Source organism: Kerstersia gyiorum (genome assembly GCF_048595715.1).
GTDB lineage: Bacteria > Pseudomonadota > Gammaproteobacteria > Burkholderiales > Burkholderiaceae_B > Kerstersia > Kerstersia gyiorum.
The window spans coordinates 254,839-272,134 of the sequence record NZ_CP169556.1; the positions used below are offsets into that span (position 1 = coordinate 254,839).

General features: G+C 64.0%; 18 protein-coding genes. 14 read left to right on the forward strand and 4 right to left on the reverse strand.

Annotated elements, in window-relative coordinates; all coding sequences use genetic code 11:
- The 3 genes from secB to ACEW7X_RS01085 are packed head-to-tail and all read right to left on the reverse strand — an operon-like array spanning window position 1 to window position 1,263.
- The gene (gene secB / locus ACEW7X_RS01075; protein WP_068371528.1) at window positions 1-513 is read right to left on the reverse strand and encodes a protein-export chaperone SecB; all 513 of its coding nucleotides are present in this window, start codon (window positions 511-513) and stop codon (window positions 1-3) included.
- Window positions 514-568: 55 nt separating this feature from the next.
- On the reverse strand, window positions 569-826 hold the full coding sequence (gene grxC / locus ACEW7X_RS01080; RefSeq protein ID WP_068371526.1) for a glutaredoxin 3: 258 nt from the start codon (window positions 824-826) through the stop codon (window positions 569-571).
- A gap of 20 nt (window positions 827-846) precedes the next feature.
- Window positions 847-1,263, reverse strand: coding sequence for a rhodanese-like domain-containing protein (locus ACEW7X_RS01085; RefSeq protein ID WP_238591384.1), 417 nt, complete (start codon window positions 1,261-1,263; stop codon window positions 847-849).
- 207 nt (window positions 1,264-1,470) lie between these two features.
- On the opposite strand from ACEW7X_RS01085, the gene gpmA reads away from it, so the two are divergent.
- The 4 genes from gpmA (at window position 1,471) to ACEW7X_RS01105 (ending at window position 6,136) form a co-directional block, all read left to right on the forward strand.
- The gene (gene gpmA / locus ACEW7X_RS01090; RefSeq protein WP_068371524.1) at window positions 1,471-2,220 is read left to right on the forward strand and encodes a 2,3-diphosphoglycerate-dependent phosphoglycerate mutase; all 750 of its coding nucleotides are present in this window, start codon (window positions 1,471-1,473) and stop codon (window positions 2,218-2,220) included.
- Between the two features lie 27 nt (window positions 2,221-2,247).
- On the forward strand, window positions 2,248-3,852 hold the full coding sequence (locus ACEW7X_RS01095) for a murein hydrolase activator EnvC family protein (protein ID WP_420177504.1): 1,605 nt from the start codon (window positions 2,248-2,250) through the stop codon (window positions 3,850-3,852).
- Window positions 3,853-3,930: 78 nt separating this feature from the next.
- Window positions 3,931-5,367, forward strand: coding sequence for a S41 family peptidase (locus ACEW7X_RS01100; protein WP_278859802.1), 1,437 nt, complete (start codon window positions 3,931-3,933; stop codon window positions 5,365-5,367).
- Between the two features lie 13 nt (window positions 5,368-5,380).
- Window positions 5,381-6,136 (forward strand): HesA/MoeB/ThiF family protein, encoded by a 756-nt coding sequence (locus ACEW7X_RS01105; protein ID WP_253597074.1) that lies wholly within the window; start codon window positions 5,381-5,383, stop codon window positions 6,134-6,136.
- Between the two features lie 170 nt (window positions 6,137-6,306).
- On the opposite strand, the gene argB is transcribed toward ACEW7X_RS01105, so the two are convergent.
- Window positions 6,307-7,212, reverse strand: coding sequence for an acetylglutamate kinase (gene argB, locus ACEW7X_RS01110; RefSeq protein WP_068371515.1), 906 nt, complete (start codon window positions 7,210-7,212; stop codon window positions 6,307-6,309).
- A 699-nt stretch (window positions 7,213-7,911) separates the two neighbouring features.
- Between argB and ACEW7X_RS01115 the strand changes: the two genes are divergently transcribed.
- The 10 genes from ACEW7X_RS01115 to ACEW7X_RS01160 all read left to right on the forward strand — a co-directional run bounded on the left by ACEW7X_RS01115 (window position 7,912) and on the right by ACEW7X_RS01160 (window position 17,296).
- Window positions 7,912-8,694, forward strand: a complete 783-nt coding sequence (locus tag ACEW7X_RS01115; protein WP_083969606.1) for an ABC transporter ATP-binding protein — start codon at window positions 7,912-7,914, stop codon at window positions 8,692-8,694.
- Window positions 8,695-8,773: 79 nt separating this feature from the next.
- Window positions 8,774-9,775, forward strand: coding sequence for an ABC transporter substrate-binding protein (locus ACEW7X_RS01120; protein ID WP_068371510.1), 1,002 nt, complete (start codon window positions 8,774-8,776; stop codon window positions 9,773-9,775).
- A gap of 39 nt (window positions 9,776-9,814) precedes the next feature.
- Window positions 9,815-10,591 (forward strand): ABC transporter permease, encoded by a 777-nt coding sequence (locus ACEW7X_RS01125; RefSeq protein ID WP_068371507.1) that lies wholly within the window; start codon window positions 9,815-9,817, stop codon window positions 10,589-10,591.
- Window positions 10,592-10,675: 84 nt separating this feature from the next.
- Complete coding sequence (locus tag ACEW7X_RS01130; RefSeq protein WP_068371642.1) at window positions 10,676-11,443, forward strand: SDR family oxidoreductase; 768 nt, start codon at window positions 10,676-10,678, stop codon at window positions 11,441-11,443.
- 79 nt (window positions 11,444-11,522) lie between these two features.
- Window positions 11,523-12,071, forward strand: a complete 549-nt coding sequence (locus ACEW7X_RS01135; protein ID WP_420177505.1) for a cupin domain-containing protein — start codon at window positions 11,523-11,525, stop codon at window positions 12,069-12,071.
- Between the two features lie 41 nt (window positions 12,072-12,112).
- Window positions 12,113-13,045: an alpha/beta fold hydrolase gene (locus ACEW7X_RS01140; protein ID WP_127772990.1), complete on the forward strand. Its 933-nt coding sequence runs from the start codon at window positions 12,113-12,115 to the stop codon at window positions 13,043-13,045.
- Entirely contained in the window at window positions 13,042-13,893 is an 852-nt protein-coding gene (locus ACEW7X_RS01145; protein WP_068371498.1) for an IclR family transcriptional regulator, read from the forward strand. Before ACEW7X_RS01140 ends, ACEW7X_RS01145 begins: the two co-directional genes overlap by 4 nt.
- Window positions 13,890-14,774 (forward strand): SDR family oxidoreductase, encoded by an 885-nt coding sequence (locus ACEW7X_RS01150; RefSeq protein ID WP_242611505.1) that lies wholly within the window; start codon window positions 13,890-13,892, stop codon window positions 14,772-14,774. Before ACEW7X_RS01145 ends, ACEW7X_RS01150 begins: the two co-directional genes overlap by 4 nt.
- Complete coding sequence (locus tag ACEW7X_RS01155) at window positions 14,767-16,479, forward strand: thiamine pyrophosphate-binding protein (protein WP_068371496.1); 1,713 nt, start codon at window positions 14,767-14,769, stop codon at window positions 16,477-16,479. The genes ACEW7X_RS01150 and ACEW7X_RS01155 overlap by 8 nt, the downstream gene beginning before the upstream one ends.
- A 16-nt stretch (window positions 16,480-16,495) precedes the next feature.
- Window positions 16,496-17,296 (forward strand): aspartate dehydrogenase, encoded by an 801-nt coding sequence (locus ACEW7X_RS01160; RefSeq protein WP_420177941.1) that lies wholly within the window; start codon window positions 16,496-16,498, stop codon window positions 17,294-17,296.

The following is a 17,296-nucleotide window of genomic DNA, read 5'->3' on the forward strand; positions in this document are numbered from 1 at the left end:
TTACTGACGCGTGGCGCCCGGGGGCAGGATGATGCCGCTGTCGGCCTGTTCCACCTGCTGCTTCTGCAGTTCGGCGATACGCTGTTCGTATAGCGCCTGGAAGTTGACTTCGGCCAGGTGCAGCGTGGGCAGCGAGGTACGGGTAATCGCGTCGGCGATGTTGGCGCGCAGGTAGGGGTACAGCATGGTCGGGCAGACGATGCCCAGCAGCGGGTCCATTTGTTCGCCGGGAATATTGGCCAGTTCGAAGATACCGGCTTGCGTGCCTTCAACCAGGTACAGCACCTTGTCGTTGATGCGCGTGGTGACGGTGGCGGTCACGGTGGATTCGAACACGGTTTCTGCCAGACGCTGGCCACCGACGTTGATGCTGACTTCCACCTTCGGGCCTTCCTGTTCCAGGAAGATCTGCGGCGCGTTGGGCATCTCGACCGACAGGTCCTTGAGATAGACGCGCTGCATGCTGAAGGACGGTGCGGCTTGGCCGTTGGCTTGTTGTTCCTGGTCGGACATGGTGCTTCCTGCGAAAAATGGTTGCGATAAGAGAATGGGTTTCAGGCCGCCGGGATCAGCCGGCGAGCAGCGCTTGCAGCCCGCCCGCGCGGTCCAGCGCGGCCAGGTCGTCGAAGCCGCCCACGTGCGTGTCGCCGATGTAGATCTGCGGCACGGTACGCCGGCCTGTGGCCGCGATCATGACATCCCGCTGTGACGGGTCGGTGTCGATGCGGATTTTTTCGATCTGCTCCACACCGCGCTGGCGCAGCAGCATTTCGGCACGGACACAGTACGGACAGACTGCCGTGCAATACATGCGTACGGAATTCATGGCGAGACCTCCCGGGATGCTCAGCGTTTGCCGCTGGCCAGCGGCATGCCTGCCTGGTTCCAGGCACGCAGCCCACCTTCCAGGTTGGCGACTTCGGCGTGGCCCTTGGCCTTCAGCGTGGCGATGACGCGGGCCGTGTCGCGCCCGGTTTCGCTGACGACCAGCAGTGGCCGGTTCTTCGGCAGGGCGTCGGCCTTCTGCTCGACTTCGTCGGCGCCGATGTGGCGGGCCTGGGCGATGTGGCCTTTCTGGAAGGCTTCGCTGGCGCGCACGTCGATGACCAGCGCGTTCTTGTGGTTGATGTACTGGACGGCAGCGGCAGGCACCAGGCTGGTGCCCATGCGGCTGCGTGTGATGGCTGGCCACGCGAGCATGATGCCGGACAGCAGCACCACGGCGATGAGCATGAGATTTTCAGGCGAATAAATGAAGTCCACTTCGTATTTCCTGCGGGCTGGCGCGGGCGGCAGGGATGCGGCCCGGATTGATCTGAATAGCAGATATTACCGCAGTCGGGCCGTGCCGGCAGTGCTGCCGTCATGGCGAATGGCAGCACGAATGGCGTCAGAACGTGTCTGGGCCCGCCAAGCGCTGCCGAAGCCATTAAAATGGCCGGGTTCTACAACTCTTTTTGAAAGCCCGCCATGTATAAATTAGTGCTGATGCGTCACGGCGAAAGCCAGTGGAACCTTGAAAACCGCTTCACCGGCTGGACCGATGTCGACCTCACGGAAACCGGCCGCGAACAGGCGCGGCAGGCCGGCGAGCTGCTCAAGCGCGAAGGCTACACCTTCGACGTCGCGTTTTCGTCGGTGCTCAAGCGCGCCATCCGCACCGCCTGGATCGCGCTGGATGCGATGGATGCCATGTACGTGCCGCTGGGCCTGAGCTGGCGCCTCAATGAGCGTCACTACGGCGCTCTGCAGGGCTTGAATAAGGCGGAAACCGCCGCCCAGTATGGTGACGAGCAAGTGCTGGTCTGGCGCCGTGCCTATGCCATTGCACCGAATCCGCTGGATCTCGACGACCCGCGCCATCCCCGTTTCGATCCGCGCTATGCCCGCGTTGCTGCGGAAAACCTGCCGGCCACTGAATGCCTGAAGGATACGGTGGAACGTGTCGTGCCGTTCTGGAACGAATCCATTGCGCCGGCTATCCGGGCCGGCCGCAAGGTGCTGGTTGCCGCGCACGGCAATAGCCTGCGCGCACTGATCAAGTACCTGGACGACGTATCCGAAGAGGAAATCGTCAACCTGAATATTCCCACCGGCCAGCCGCTGGTCTACGAACTGGACGAAAACCTGCGCCCGATCCGCCATTACTACCTGGGCGATCCGGAAGCCATCGCTGCGGCCGTGGCGGCAGTGGCTGCGCAAGGCAAGGCCGGCAAGTAAGGCTGGCACTCACAGAGGCTGTCGATCATGAATCTCCGTCCGGGCGTGCTGTGCCGGTTGTGCCTGCTCTGGTTGGCGCTGTTGGCGCCGCCGCTGGCCGGCGCAGCGCCGGATGCGCAGCAGGTGAGCGACAGCCAGCGTGAGGCTCAGGAGCGCCGCAAGGAACTGCAGCAACGCATCCGCACCGTGCAGCAAGAATTGGAACTGCGCGAAAGCGAACGCAAGGAAGCGGCGGATGCGCTGCGCCAGTCGGAACAGGCGCTGTCCGAAAGCACACGGCGCCTGCACGAACTGGCGGCGCAGGAGCGTCAGCAGCAGGCTGAACTGGCACGGCTGGAAAGCGAGGTCGCGGCCGTGCAGCAGGATCTCGCGCAGCGCCGCGAGATCCTGGCGCAGCAATTGCACGAACAGTATGTCAATGAATTGTCGCCCTGGAGCATCTGGCTGTCGGGAGGCGACCCACAGGACAATGGCCGCAATTTGGCCTATCTGGATTATGTCGCCCAGGCGCGCGCGCAAACCGTGCGCGGCCTGGATGCGGAAGTCAGTCGCCTGGAAGCCCTGCAGGCCGAGCAGCGCGCCGGCAGCGAGCGGCTGGCGGCGTTGAATCAGGATGCCGAGGCGCAGCGGCGCCAGCGCGAGGTCCAGCAGCGAGAGCGGGCGGCCGTACTGGCCCGCCTGGAAGACCGTATACGCGCCCAGCGCGTCGAAGCCAGCCGCCTGAGCCGCGACGATGAGCGCTTGGGCCAGTTGGTCGATGACCTGGGCAAGCAGCTAGAGGCCGCCAGGCGTGCGGCGGAAGTGCGTCGCCAGGCGGAGCTGCGGCGTCAGGAAGAATTGCGTCAGGCCCGGGCCAAGGCCGAAGCCGAACGCCAGGCGCGCCTGGCGGCGGCACGTGCAGCGGCCCAGCAGGCCGCTGCCGAAAAAGTCGCGGCTGATCGTGCGGCGGCGGCACGTGCGCGTGAACAGGAACGCGAACGTGTATTGGCCGCTCGTGATGCCACGTCGCAAGGCGGGCCGGTATCTTCGTTGCGTCAGGTTGAAGGGCCGCGCCTGGGCGCGCCGGAATCGACCCCGGCGCCGACGGAACTGGCGCGCCAGGAACCGGTCGAAACCGTAGATGTGAGTCCGGTGGAACCGCCCGCGTCCGCGCCGGTCGAAGTGTCTGTCGCGCAAGCACCGCCAACTTCACCCGCGCCGCGAGTCTCCGTGGTGCCGGGCGGGCAGGGGCAGGCGGGTTTGAGCAATGGCTTGCGCACGGGTTTGAAGGCGCCGCTGACGGGACAGGTGTTGGCCCGTTATGGCACGCAGAAACCCGATGGCGGAGCCTGGCGGGGTCAATTGATCGCAGCGCCGGAGGGGACGCCGGTGCGCGTCATCGAATCAGGCACGGTGGTCTACGCGAATTGGCTGCGTGGTTTCGGTAACATCATCATCGTGGATCACGGCAAGGATTACCTGTCTGTTTATGCCCACAACCAGAGCCTGCTGAAACAGGTTGGTGATGCAGTGGCCCGCCAGGAAGCCATTGCGCTGGCTGGAGCGACAGGCGGACAGGTGGATTCGGGCCTATACTTCGAGGTCAGGCATCGTGGGACGCCTGTCGATCCGGCGCGCTTCATGGCGCGTTGAATCCGGCGGCGCGGTGTTCTGGCAAGGCGGCAATTTATCGCCGGCGTTTTCACTGCCGGCCTTCATACGGGAATGTGCATGAGCACTCGTAAAACGCGGAGTTTCGGCCTGGTTGCCTTGGGCGCTGTGGCTGGCGTATTGACCAGTATCGGGATCAGCGCGGTGGCAGAGCGCAGCGGCACGCCGCTGCCTCTTGATGAACTGCGCCAGTTCACCAGCGTCTTTGGCGCCATCAAGAACAATTACGTCGAGCCCGTCACCGATACCAATCTCATCAACGGCGCCATTTCCGGCATGTTGTCGAGCCTGGACCCGCATTCGGCCTACCTGGATGCGGAAGCCTTCGAGGACATGCAGACCGCCACCCAGGGTGAATTCGGCGGGCTGGGCATCGAAGTCGGCGCCGAGGACGGTTTCGTCAAGGTCATTTCGCCCATCGAAGACACTCCTGCCGCGCGCGGCGGCGTGTTGGCCGGCGACCTGATCATCAAGATCGACGACACGCCGACCAAAGGCATGACGCTGACGGATGCGGTCAAGCTCATGCGCGGCGCGCCCAAGACCCCGATCCGCCTGACCATCGTGCGCGACGGTGTGGACCAGCCCATTGTCATCGACATCGTGCGCGACGTCATCAAGGTGCGCAGCGTGCGCAGCAAGATGCTGGATGACGGCTACGGCTACGTGCGTGTGTCGCAATTCCAGGAGCGCACTGGCGCCGACCTGGTACAGCACCTGCGCGAACTTGGCCGCGACGGCGTGCCCAAGGGCGTGGTGCTTGACCTGCGCAATGACCCGGGCGGCCTGCTGACCGGCGCCATCGGCGTGTCCGCCGCATTCCTGCCGCCGGACGTGCTGGTGGTTTCCACCGACGGACGTGCCCCGGAATCGCGTCATCGCTATCTGGCCAACCCGGTGGATTTCGCGCGTGGCGAAAGCAACTACATGCGCGATCTGCCTGAATGGGCCAAGACGGTGCCGCTGGTTGTGTTGGTGAACGCGGGCTCGGCCTCGGCTTCGGAAATCGTGGCCGGCGCGCTGCAGGATCATGGCCGCGCCAAGGTCATGGGCAACCGCACCTTCGGCAAGGGCTCGGTGCAGGTCATCCTGCCGCTGTCCGAGAACACTGGCATCAAGCTCACGACCTCACGCTACTACACGCCCAACGGCAGTTCTATCCAGGCCAAGGGCATCGAGCCGGATATCGTGGTGTCCGATACCGAAAAGGGCGATCTGTTCCGCCTGCCGCGCGAAGCCGACCTGCAGCGCCACCTGTCGAACAAGCAGACGCCGGAAGAGGAAGTCCGCTCCAATGAAATCGACAAGGAGCAGTTGAAGGACTTCAAGATGTTCGAGTTTGGTGGTGACGACGACTTCCAACTGCGCCAGGCGATCAACCTGCTGCAGGGCCGGCCTGTCGAAACCGGCGGTCCGGGCGGCACGACGGTGGTCGAGGCGGCGCCTGCCGCACGCCAGCGCATCACTGTCGATGGCGTCGAATCCAGCAAGAAATGAACGACCTGCAGTCATGAATGACGACCAGTTGTTGCGCTATGCCCGCCACATCCTGCTGGATGAGGCGGGCATAGAAGCTCAGCAGCGCTGGCTGGAAAGCACGGTGCTGATGGTCGGGGCAGGCGGCCTGGGTTCGCCTGCCGCGTTGTATCTGGCGGCGGCTGGCGTCGGCCGTCTCATCCTGGTGGATGATGATCGCGTGGAACTCAGCAATCTGCAACGCCAGGTGCTGCACGACACAGGAACCGTGGGCGCCTACAAGGCCGAGTCCGGCCGTCAGGCGCTGGCGCGCCTGAATCCCGAGGTACAGGTCGAGGCCGTCTGCCAACGCCTGGACGAGGCCGGGCTGGAGCGGCTGGCGGCGGACGCGGATATCGTGCTGGACTGCACCGATAATTTCGAGACGCGCCACGCCATCAACCGGGTCTGCGTGCGCTTGGGGAAACCGCTGGTCATGGGAGCCGGGATACGCTTCGACGGGCAGGTGAGCGTTTTCGATACCCGCCAGGAAAGTTCACCCTGTTATCACTGCCTGTTCCCGGAATCCGATGAGCCGGACACCATGACCTGTGCGACCTCGGGGGTCTTCGGGCCGGTCGTGGGCATCATAGGCGCCATGCAGGCGGCCGAGGGGCTCAAGGTATTGGCAGGGATAGGCCAACCGCTGACAGGCAGGCTCTTGCGCCTGGAGGCGCTGGGCATGCAGTGGCGCAGCGTCAAGGTCGTGCGTGACCCGGGCTGCCCTGTCTGTGGCACGCGGCACGGCTGACGCCGGCTCATTGCGTCTGCCTCAATTTCCGCCGGGCTGCCGCCCATACCGCGCTCGGTATCGACGTCCTGGATAAAAAAACGCCCATTCCGAGCCGGGATGGGCGTTGGCATTCATGGCGCGAAGCGCCGCATGGGACGCTTCGCCTGTGATGCACGACAGGGGCAGGTTCAGGCGCCTTGGATCATCGTTCCCACACCCTTGTCCGTCAGGATTTCCAGCAACAGGCAGTGCGGCACGCGGCCGTCCACCACGTGTACCGAATTTACGCCGTTGCGCGCGGCATCCAGCGCCGAGGAAATCTTGGGCAGCATGCCGCCGGAAATCGTGCCGTCATCGAACATGGCGTCGATCGTCGCGGCCGATAGGCGCGTCAGCAGCTTGCCGTCCTTGTCCAGCACGCCCGGGGTGTTGGTCATCATCACCAGCTTTTCGGCGCCCAGCACTTCTGCCATTTTGCCTGCCACCACATCGGCGTTGATGTTGTAGGCATTGCCGTCTTCGCCGTAGCCGATTGACGAAATCACCGGGATGAACTGATCGTCCTGCAGCGCCTTGACTACGGCGGGTTCGATGCGCGCGATATCGCCGACAAAGCCCAGGTCAATTTTCTCGCCCGGATGCTCGCGGTCGTCCATCAGTTTGTGCGTGGCCTGGATCAGACCGCCATCCTTGCCCGTCAGGCCCACGGCCTTGCCGCCGGCAGCATTGATCATCATCACGATGTCCTGCTGCACCTGGCCGCCCAGCACCCACTCCACCACTTCCATGGTTTCTTCGTCGGTCACGCGCATGCCCTGGATGAACTTGCCCTGCTTGCCCAGGCGTTGCAGTGCATTGTCGATCTGCGGGCCGCCGCCGTGCACGACGATGGGGTTCAGGCCGACCAGTTTCAGCAGCACCACATCGTGGGCAAAGCTGCGCTGCAGACGTTCCTCGGTCATGGCATTGCCGCCGTACTTGACCACGATGGTTTTGCCGTGGAAGCGGCGGATATAGGGCAGGGCCTCGGACAGTACCTCGGCCTTGATATCCGAAGGCAGTTGCGCGGCGGTAATGGAAGGGGAATCAGACATGGCGATCGGGTCTCGTTCGGTAGCGGTTCGGCTGCAGCGGTGCAGACCATCTGCGCGGCATTGTATCGCGCCCGCCAGGGGATTCGGCCCCATGGCGGCGTCCTTGGGGCGTGACCTGGGGCAGACGGTGGTTAGGGCGGCCCGGGTGGCAGGGCATTGGGGAAGGCGTCAGTCGGGGCCAAGGCGATCCAGGGCTGCGGCTGGCTGGGCAGGCGTTGTATCTGGTCATGGATGGCTTGATGGGATTCGCCATGATTCCTGCCATGCAGCCGTTCGGATTGCTTTCACATTTGATTTGATTTTGAAATTTCTTAATTAAATGATGCAGATGTTTTTGGATCGGTTTTCGAATTGACGCAATGAATGTGGATGTGATGCGTTGCACCATTCTGATGCAAGGATGAAACGTCCTGGAGATTTTTGTATTAAGCCGGTGCAAATTTAATAAGTCCATGAATGAAAAAACATTTTTCATCTGTGATGCAAGCGTTTATTTGGCGTCGTTATTTCATATGTGAAATGCATTGATTTGTTTGTGAGACACGGATTCATCTATTGGAAATTGGCACGGAATTTGCATGGCTGATATTGCCGGCGGAGGCAGTGTTTTCACTGATATCGGGCTAATGGGGATGTTGATTTAATTTATTCAAATTCCATTGGTGAATTGTTGTTTTACAGATGAAACAAAGGGCGGAAATGCACCACCATATCGAATTCAATCGTGTCGCCAAGCGTTTTCCGACGCGCACGCAGGCCGAACCTCCGTATGCCGTGCAGCACCTGAGCCTGCAGATCGGACGGGGCGAAGTCGTTTCGGTTATCGGCCCGTCGGGCTGTGGCAAAAGTACGCTGCTCAACATGGGCTCGGGCCTGTACCTGCCGACGGAAGGGCAAGTGCTGATCGACGGCCAGCCGGTGACCGGCCCGGTGCGGCAGGTGGCGTTCATGCTGCAGAAGGACCTGCTCATGCCCTGGCGCACGATTTGCGAGAACGTCGAGCTGGGTCTGGAGATCGACTCGGTGCCGCGCGCCAGGCGCCGTCCCATTGCTGAAGAACTGCTGAACCGCTGTCACCTGGGTGGTTTCGAGAACCACTATCCCTACCAGCTCTCGGGCGGCATGCGCCAGCGTGCAGCGTTGGCGCGCACGCTGGCGGTCAACCCCGAAGTCCTTCTGCTTGACGAGCCGTTTTCCGCGCTGGATGCGCAGACCAAGATGGTGTTGCAGCAGGACCTGGCCGCCACCCTGCATGAAGAGAAGAAAACAGCGCTGTTCATTACCCACGACCTGATCGAAGCCATTGCGCTGTCGGACCGGATTCTGGTGATGAGTGAACGGCCGGGCCGGATCATCGAAGAAATCATTGTGGATCTGCCGCATCGCAACAATCCGATGCAGCGCCGCAAGATGCCTGAGGTCGCACCGATCCAGGGCCGCCTGATGGAACTGCTCAAGGTCGGGCAGGAAGCATTGCACTGAAGCAGGATCTGCGTGGCCGGTTGCCTCGCGGCGGCCTTGCGCCACAACTGTCGTCCCACCCACTTTAGGAAACGATGTGATGAATCTGAACGGCATATCGGCAGTACGCAAATGGTTGGCGCCGCTGACGCTGGTCTGTGCCCTGTCTGCGCCCGCCGGGGCGCAGACGCAGGCCCTGCAGGAGGTGACCTATCTGCTGCCGGCCCCGGCGACGTTGACAGCGTTCGCGCCCTGGATGCTTGCCAAGCAGCGCGGCTATTACGAAGAGGAAGGCCTGGACGTCAAGTTCGTGGCGGCTCGGGGCGGTGTGGACGTGGCCAAGCAGGTGGGCGCGGGCAACGCGCCGGTCGGCGGTGCGATCGGCGATACGCCCATCATCGTGCGTGCCAATGGGATTCCGGTGAAGGCCGTGGCGGTGCTGGGCAGCGGCTCACTGACGCTGCTGGCCGCCAAGGAGGACGGTGACATCCGGCATGTCAAGGATCTCAAGGACAAGACGGTGACCGTCATGGCCTACAGCGACACGACTTTCTATGCGTTTTTGGGCTCGCTCGAACAGGCCGGGCTGAGCCGTCGTGACGTCGATGCCCAGGCCGCCGGGCCTGCCGGTGTCTGGCAGTTGTTCAACGCCGGGCGCGCGGATGCCATGGCAGCCGTGCCCGACTGGATCGCCAACGTCGAGCAGACCGGCACCAAGGTGCGCATCCTGCCCAAGGATGAAACCTTCCAGAGCATGGCACAGGCCATCCTGGCGTCCGAGCAGACCATCAAGGAGAACCCGGAACTGGTGCGCAAGCTGGTGCAGGCTACGTTGCGCGGCATGGCGGACATCATCCGCGACCCCAAGGCCGCTGCTGTCGCCTATGTCCAGGCGGTGCCGTCGTACCAGGGCCAGGAAGCCATGATCGAACGCATTTTCGACCTGTACCGCGAATACGTGTACGCGGACCAGGAGGTGTTGGGTCGCATGGACCCGGCGCGCCTGGAAGAAGTTCAGGCGTTCTATGTCGCCCAGGGCATCGTGCCGCGTGCGCAGCCGCTCGATGAGCTCTACACCAACGAATTCGTCGAGAGCCGCTGAGCCCGGCCGCGCAGCAGATAACCACAAGGCAATCGCGCAATGAAGAAAGATTTTTCCACCTACCTCAGCAGTGTCGCAGTGCTGCTGGTTTTCCTGGCACTGTGGCAATGGGGGCCGGGCCTGTTCGGCATGCCCGAATACGTGTTCCCGAAATTCACGCGGGTCATGAGCGAAGCAGTGCACATGTGGCACAACAGCGACCTGGTCTCGCACTTCTGGATCACCATGCTGGAAGTCGTGCTGGGCTTTCTGCTGGGGTCCCTGCTGGGCATCATGTTCGGCGTGGTGCTGGGCCTGTCGCCCAAGGCGGAATCCGTCCTGTCGCCCTACATCCTGGCCCTGCAGATTGCGCCCAAGGTTGCCTTCGCGCCGCTCTTCGTGATGTGGCTGGGCTACACCATCTATCCCAAGATTCTGGTGGCTATCCTGATCGTCTTCTTCCCGGTCATGATCAATGTGCTGTCGGCAGTTCGTACCGTGGACCCGGATATGGTGAATCTGGTCCGCACGCTCAATGCCGGCCGCGTGCAGATCTTCCGCCTGGTTGAGTTTCCGTCCGCCTTGCCCTCGCTGTTTTCCGGCCTGCGCATTGCCGCGACGCTGGCAGTGATCGGCGTCACGGTGGGGGAACTGGTGGGCGGCAACAAGGGGCTGGGCTATCTGCTGGTGGACGGCGAAGGGCAGGGCAACACGGCTGCCGTATTCGTTGCCATTGCCGCGCTTACGCTGGTTGGGCTGTTGGCTTACTGGGCGGTGGTCTGGCTGGAACGGCGGGTGTTGCATTACCTGCCGCGTGCTTCGGTCACGACGCACTGAGCCCGGAGGATGCGCAACATGGACAAGCAGAACGATCACGTGCAGTCGCTTGGGGCAGTCGATGCCACCAGCCTGCAGGCTTTGATGGATGCCATTCCTGCCGGCCTGCTGCGTGGCCGCCGGGTGTTGGTGACAGGCGCGGCGCGCGGCCTGGGCCTGGCGTTTTCCCATTGCATCGCCAGGGCGGGCGCCAGCCTGGTGATGGCCGACCGGCTCGAAGCGCTGCTGCAACAGGCGGGCGGGGCGCTGCGCGCCACCGGCGCAGAGGTGCACACCGTGACGCTGGATCTGGTCGATCCGGCCAGCGTGGAGCGCGCCGCCGAAGAAGCGGGGCAGCGCCTGGGCGGGCTGGACGGCCTGGTCAACAACGCCGCGATCACCAATTCCGGCGGCAAGGATGCCCACGCGCTGAGCGTCGCCACCTGGGACCAGGTGATGGATGTAAACGTGCGCGGCACCTGGCTGATGAGCCGCGCCTGCCATGGGGCGCTCAAGGCCAGCGGCCGTGGGGCGATCGTCAACCTGTCTTCCGATACGGCGCTGTGGGGTGCACCCAATCTGCTGGCCTACGTCGCCAGCAAGGGCGCTGTGTCTGCCATGACGCATGCGCTGGCGCGTGAATGGGGTGGGGATGGCATCACCGTCAACGCCGTGGCGCCTGGCCTGACGCTGGTCGAAGCCACGGAGTACGTGCCTCAGGCGCGCCATCAGAAGTATCTCGACGGCAGGGCGTTGCCGCGCGAGCAGCAAGCTGCCGATGTGTGCGGCGCGGTGCTGTTCGCGCTGTCCGATCTGTCGCGTTTCGTCACCGGGCAGGTACTGCCGGTCAACGGCGGTTTCGTCATGCATTGAAGAACGGGCGCACGCGCGCCCCTGGCACTTCGCCGTCATTTCCACCGCAATCCACACTGATCACAAGCAGGAGTCCGCCATGTCTGAAGTTGCTGATAAGTCCATCCAGAACGAGCCCAGCTGGGCCCGCCCCGAAGGCGCATCGTTCGAGGATTGGATCAATAGCCGCATCGCCCGTTTCTCGACCCGTAACTATGACTGGGACGCACTGAAGTTCCAGGCGGATTACGACCCCAAGTACCGCCGTGCGCAGATGCGCTACGTCGGCACCGGCGGCACCGGTGTTTCGACCGACAACAATACCGTGCCCAGCAAGCATTTCACCTTCTCCACCATGGTGATTCCGGCTGGCCATGAAGGCCCGCCGCACATCCACGTGGATGTCGAGGAAGTGTTCTTCGTCATCCGCGGCAAGCTCAAACTGGTCATTACGCAGGGCGACCAACGCTACGAAACCATCCTGACCGATCGTGACCTGGTCTCGGTGCCGCCCGGCGTCTACCGCGAAGAAATCAATATCGGCGACGAGGACGCGCTGATGTGCGTGATGCTCGGCGCGAAGAAACCGGTGACGCCGACTTATCCCGAGGATCACCCGCTGGCTCATATCAAGCGGACGCCCAAGTAAGCGCCGCTGGAAGTGTTTTCCCTGCAATCGGCCCATGCACCATGACTGAGATCCTTACTGCCCCTCCGGCCATTACCGCCGAGCAACTCGCGGACCTGGAAGCCACGTTCGGCCTGTTCAACATCCGCCTGGCGGATGGCACGGTCGTTTCCGTGCGGGACACCGTGGCGGGCGACGTCCGCAAGCCTGTCCTGGTCTGTTTGCACGGCATTGGCTCGGGGGCGGCGTCGTGGCTGGAACTGGCGCGCATCTTCAACCTGCGGCACCGCGTGCTGGCCTGGGATGCGCCTGGCTATGGCGAATCCACGCCATTGCCCGGCGCCGCGCCCTCGGCACTGGATTATGCCGAGGCGCTGCACCGCGTGCTGGTGTCGCTTTCCATTGACGATTTCGTGCTGGTGGGGCACTCGCTGGGCGCTCTGGTGGCTGCTGCCTACACCGCACACCGCTGGCCAGGCTGTCGACCGCGTGCGTTGGTGCTGATCAGCCCGGCGCAGGGCTATGGCGCCCTGGCCCGCGAAGCACGGGGCCGGGAAGTACGGCAGCAGCGTCTGGCCGAAGTGACCCGGGAAGGCGGCATGCCGGCGATGGCGGCGCGCCGCTACCTGCGCCTGCTGGGGCCTGGCGCAGACCGCCGTGCGCAGGCATGGGTGTACTGGAATATGGCACGCCTGCAGGGGCCGGGCTATGCCCAGGCGGTGGAACTGCTGTGTGGCGGGGATCTGCTGGCCGACTGCAGGCGTATTGCCGTGGCCCAGGGGCCGGTGCCCGTGCAGGTGTGGTGCGGCACCGAGGATATTGTCACCCCGCCCGCCGCCTGTGCGGAGGTGGCGGCCGCACTGGACGTGTCCTTGCAGCCCATCGAGGGCGCCGGGCACGCCTGTTATGTGGAGCAGCCGGCAGTGCTGGCTGCCCTGTTGACGCAGGTATTGCTGGGCCTGCCTGCCCAACCCGATCAAGGAGTCAACGGATGAACGAGCAAACCGCTATCAACAACCAGGACGATGAGGCGCTCCGATACATCGTGCCAGCGCTGGAGCGCGGCCTGCTGATACTGAGCCAGTTCAGCCGCGAGAAGCGCCAGATCGGCGCGCCGGAATTGACGCAGCGCCTGCAGTTGCCGCGTTCCACTGTGTTCCGTCTGCTCAACACGCTGGAGTACATGGGCTATCTGGAGCGTTCGGAGAATGGCCGGGAATACAAGCTGGGCCTGGGCGTGCTGCGCCTGGGCTTCGAATACCTGGCCTCCCTGGACCTGACCGAACTGGGCACGCCGCTGATCAACCGCCTGTGCCATGAGGTCGGCCATGCCGCCAATCTGGTGGTACGCGACGGGCAGAACATCGTGTATGTCGCCAAGACCACGACCTCGAACACGCCGTTCATCGGCTCCGTCTCGGTGGGCACCCGTCTGCCTGCGCATGCGACGGCTCTTGGGCACGTGCTGCTGGGTGGCCTGACGCTGGCGCAGCTCAAGGAACTGTATCCGGAACACAGCCTGGAAGTGTTTTCGCCTCAGACTCCCAAGGACGTCAATGAGCTGTACGAATCCGCCGTGCGGATACGCGAACGTGGGTATGTGGCGGCCGAAGGGTTCTACGAATTGCATATCTCCACCGTGGCGGCACCGGTCTACAACCACCAGGGACAGATCGTTGCGGCGCTGGGCGTCACGCTGGGCATGCGGCAGATAGACCAGGCGCAGAAGCTGATGCTCATCGACAGCGTGTGCCAGGTGGCCAATGAGTTGTCGGGCCTGCTCGACTACGCACCGGCACAGCAGCGCCGCAAGGCGCCGTACATCATGAAAGGAGCTGCATGATGACCATGCGCCAAGACACCGGCATCGCCACGGCAGCGGCTGCCTTGGCCCGGACACCCGGGCAGGCTGGCTGGCGCCATGATGCGCTGGCCGGCAGGACGGCAGTGGTGACCGGCGGCAGTTCGGGCATCGGCCTGGCGACGGCAGACCTGCTGCTGGCCTGTGGCGCCGCTGTGGCGATCTGCGGCCGGGACACCGTGCGGCTCGATGCGGCGGCACAGGGGCTGCGGCAGCGCCATCCCGATGCCCGCCTGCTGGCCAGGACCTGCAATGTGCTGGACGAATCCAGCGTGGGCGACTTCGCCGGGCAGGTCGAGCGTGAGCTGGGGCCCGCCGCCATGTTGATCAACAACGCCGGGCAGGGGCGCGTCTCCACCTTCGCGAGCACTGGCGATGCCGCCTGGAGCGAAGAGCTGCACCTGAAGTTCTTTTCCGTGATCTACCCCACGCGCGCCTTCCTGCCGCAACTGGCACAAAGCGCCAGCGAGCTGGGTGACGCCGCCATCGTTTGCTCCAACTCACTGTTGGCGCGCCAGCCTGAGCCGCACATGGTGGCGACTTCGGCGGCACGAGCGGGGCTGCTCAATCTGGTGCGCTCGCTGGCGACGGAGTTCGCGCCGCAAGGGATACGTGTGAACGGCATCCTTATCGGCCTGATCGAGTCCGGCCAGTGGCGCCGCCGCTTCGAGGCCCGCAGTGAATCTGAACTCGATTGGACGGCCTGGACCCGCGAACTGGCGCGTACCAAACATATTCCCCTGGGCCGCCTGGGCCGGCCCGACGAGGCTGCGCAGGCCGTGGTTTTTCTTGCTTCTCCCCTGTCCAGCTATACGACGGGCAGTCACATAGATATTTCTGGAGGTCATTCGCGCAATGCCTGAACATAACCAACAACCGCTGGTGACCGTAGGTGCAGTCGTCGCCGCCTTTCTCGAAAAGTGCGGTGTTCGCGCCGCATTCGGCGTCATTTCGATCCACAACATGCCTATTCTCGATGCGTTCGCGCAGCGCGGCGTGGTGCGTTTCGTACCGGCGCGTGGTGAAGCCGGGGCCGGGAACATGGCGGATGCCTATGCTCGCTCGACGTCGCGCCTGGGCGTCTGCATTACCAGTACCGGACCGGCTGCGGGCAACATCGCAGGCAGCATGGTCGAGGCCTTGACCGCCGGCGCGCCGGTGCTGCATATCACCGGCCAGATCGAAGTGCCCTATCTGGACCGGGGCATGTCCTATATCCACGAGGCGCCCGCGCAGCTGAAGATGCTGGAAGCCGTCTCGAAAGCGGCCTTTCGCGCCTACAGCCCCGAGAACGTGCTGGGCGTGCTGAAAAAGGCGGTGCAGCTTGCCTTGGCGGCGCCGTCCGGCCCGGTCAGTATCGAAATTCCCATCGACGTGCAGCAAAGCCTGATTCCCATGCCCGACGAGCTGGCGCTGGCGCCCTTGCCGGTGCCCTGCGCCACGCCGGATGCCGCGCAGCTGGATATGCTGGCGGCCCAACTGGCGGCGGCGCGCCGGCCGTTGCTGTGGCTGGGAGGCGGTGCGCGCCATGCAGGCGCTGCCGTGCAGCGGCTGCGCCGCCTGGGCTTTGGCGTGGTGGCCAGTGTGCAGGGCCGGGGCATCGTGCCGGAAGACGAACGCGGTTCCCTGGGAGCCTACAACCTGCAGAAACCGGTGGAAGACTTTTACCAGCGCTGCGACGCCATGCTGGTGGTGGGCTCGCGCCTGCGCAGCAACGAGACGCTGAAGTATGAGCTGAAACTGCCCCGGCCGCTGTTCCGCGTGGATGCCGATGCCGCAGCGGCGGGCCGCTGCTATGCCAACGACCTGTTTGTCTGGGGCGATGCCCGACTGGTGCTGGAAGGCCTGGCCGATCGTCTGGAACAACGTGGCTGGCGCGCTGATGCCGCTTTGATCGACGATCTCGAGGCCACCAAGGCGCAAGCCGTGGCTGCCTTGCGCGACGGCCTGGGGCCCTACCAGGCGCTGGTGGCGCAATTGCAGCAGGCCTATGGCCGCAATTTCAACTGGGTCCGCGATGTGACGGTGTCGAACAGCACCTGGGGCAACCGCGAATTGCGCATCTTCGAACCCAACCAGGGCGTGCATGCCACGGGTGGTGGCATTGGTCAGGGCATGCCCATGGCCATTGGCGCGGCGGTCGGTGCGGCCGTTACCGGGTCTGGCCGCAAGACTCTCTGTCTGGCAGGTGATGGCGGCTTCATCCTCAACCTGGGTGAATTGGCGACGCTGGTGCAGGAAGCCTGCGATGTCCTGATCGTGCTGATGAACGACAAGGGTTATGGCGTTATCAAGAATATCCAGGATGCCCAGTATGGCAGCCGCCGTTGCTATGTGGACCTGCATACGCCGGACTATGCGCAGCTGTGCCAGAGCATGGGGCTGGCGCACGCCAGGATGACGGACCTGGCGCAATTGCCCGGCCTGCTGCAGGAGGCCGGCAACCGGCCCGGGCCATTCATGCTGGAAGTCGACATGCTTTCCATCGGTCAGTTCAAGTCGGTATTTGCCGGCCCGCCGGTCAACCAGCTGAACCAGATTCCGGCGCTGCAGCCGGCCACGCTGTGAGCAGGAGCGCATGGATATGCTACGCATCGCCTTGATCGGTTTTGGCGCCATAGGCAGCGCGTTGGTGGAGTTGCTGGAGCAGGAACCGGCAGCCCGGATAACGGTGGTGGTTACGCCTGACAACACGCTGGATGAGCGTGTGGCGGCCGTGCTGCCGCAGGCGCAGGCAATGCGCCAGGTGCCGCTGGTGGATGTCGATCTGGTGGTCGAGGCGGCAGGCCATGGGGCGGTGGTGCAGCATGTGTTGCCGGCCCTGCGCGCCGGCGTGCCCTGCATCGTGGCGTCCATGGGCGCCATGGCCGAGCCCGGCATGGTCGAGCAGATCGAACAGGCAGCCGAGGCTGGCGGCACGCAGGCTGAATTCGTCGCTGGCGCTATCGGCGCCATAGATGTGCTGGCGGCAGCGCGCCTGGGTGGGCTGGCACAGGTGCGTTACACCGGCCGCAAGCCGCCCCAGGCCTGGCGCGATACCCCGGCCGAGCAGGTGGCAGACCTGGCAGACCTGGCTGGCCTGGCGCAGCCTCAGGTGATTTTCGAAGGGACGGCGCGCGAAGCGGCCAGGCAGTATCCGCGCAATGCAAACGTCGCGGCCACGGTGGCGCTGGCTGGTCTGGGCCTGGATGCGACACAGGTGCGCCTGGTGGCAGATCCCGGCGTGCGCGACAACATCCATACCGTCGAGGCCGAGGGTGCATTCGGCAGCTTTGAGCTGAGCATGCGCAATCTGCCGCTTGCCAGCAATCCCAAAACCTCTGCGCAGACTGTCTACAGCCTGGCGCGGGCGATACACAACCGGGTCGCCTCAGTGGCGATCTAG